Origin of the sequence: Pseudomonas karstica, assembly GCF_009707515.1 — a bacterium.
In the GTDB taxonomy this organism is placed as follows: domain Bacteria; phylum Pseudomonadota; class Gammaproteobacteria; order Pseudomonadales; family Pseudomonadaceae; genus Aquipseudomonas; species Aquipseudomonas karstica.
The window spans coordinates 1-1,197 of sequence record NZ_WLYI01000081.1 but is presented as its reverse complement, the minus strand read 5'-3'; the positions used below and the strand labels follow the sequence as shown (position 1 = coordinate 1,197).

Below are 1,197 nucleotides of genomic sequence, written 5' to 3'. Positions count from 1 at the left end.
GGTAATCCCCCCATTTTTAGCATTCACCAAAAATAGAGGTCAGGCCACCAGGGCCAATTTCTGTTTGGGAGTGATTCCTCCGAGGGCCATATTCGGGCGCTCGTGATTGTATGTCCAGATCCAGTTTGTCCCGTAGTCCTGGACTTCAGCTATCGATTCAAACAAGTAATGGCCAAGCCAGTCGTAGCGTACCGTGCGGTTATAGCGTTCGACGTAAGCGTTTTGCTGCGGGTTGCCCGGTTGAATATATTCCAAACGAATACCCTGTTTCTCGGCCCAACCAGTGAGTTTGGCACTGATGAATTCGGGGCCGTTATCACTGCGAATTGCCTGCGGTTTTCCGCGCCATTCAATGACCTGATCCAGTGCCCGAACTACGCGTTCAGCTGGAAGCGACAAATCAATTTCCATACTCAGGGCTTCTCGATTGAAGTCATCAATTAGATTGAAAACCCGAAAGCTGCGCCCGTCTGCTAATTGATCGTGCATGAAGTCCATCGACCAGCACTGATTAGTCGCCTCGGGAACGGCCAGCGGCTCGGGTTTCTCGCGCACAATGCGTTTGCGCGGTTTGATACGCAGATTCAGTTCCAGCTCGCGGTAAATTCGATACACCCGCTTGTGGTTCCAGCGATACCCCTTCACGTTGCGCAGGTACAGAAAGCACAAGCCAAATCCCCAGTTACGCTGGTTGTACGTGAGTTGGATCAGTTTATCGGCAATCGCGGCATTTTCAGGGGCCAAACGCGGCTGATAGCGATAGCACGTGAGGCTAACTCTGAAAGCCAGGCACGCCAACTTGATGCTGCACCGACCTGAACGAACCACTTCCTGCGCCATCTCTCGTCGTCGCGATGGCTTCACCACTTTTTTGCCATGGCTTCCTGGATGATTTCGGCTTTGAGGCGCTCTTCGGCGTACATTTTTTTAAGTCGCCGGTTTTCGTCCTCCAACTCGCGCAGTCGAGTCAGCAACGATGCGTCCATACCGCCGAACTTGGTACGCCACTTGTAGAACGTAGCCGAACTGATGCCGTGCTCGCGGCACAGCTCTGGTGCAGGAGTTCCGGCCTCGGCTTGCTTGAGGATGGCCATGATTTGGCTGTCTGAAAAACGCGATGTCTTCACGCAAAATTTCCTTGATCCGGTCAGGAGAAAATTCTACTTCTGATGAGTACTTTTTTTAGGGGGGATTACC

At 52.4% G+C, this 1,197-nt stretch carries 1 protein-coding gene; it reads right to left on the bottom strand.

All coding sequences use genetic code 11. From position 1 onward, the window contains the following. Positions 1-39 precede the first annotated feature (39 nt). Positions 40-1,127 (bottom strand): IS3 family transposase gene (locus GIR22_RS25790; protein WP_178122470.1). Its coding sequence is split into 2 segments (ribosomal slippage): positions 40-875 and positions 875-1,127, totalling 1,089 coding nucleotides; the frame shifts between segments, so codons are not numbered across the junction. Between the last annotated feature and the right edge of the window lie 70 nt (positions 1,128-1,197).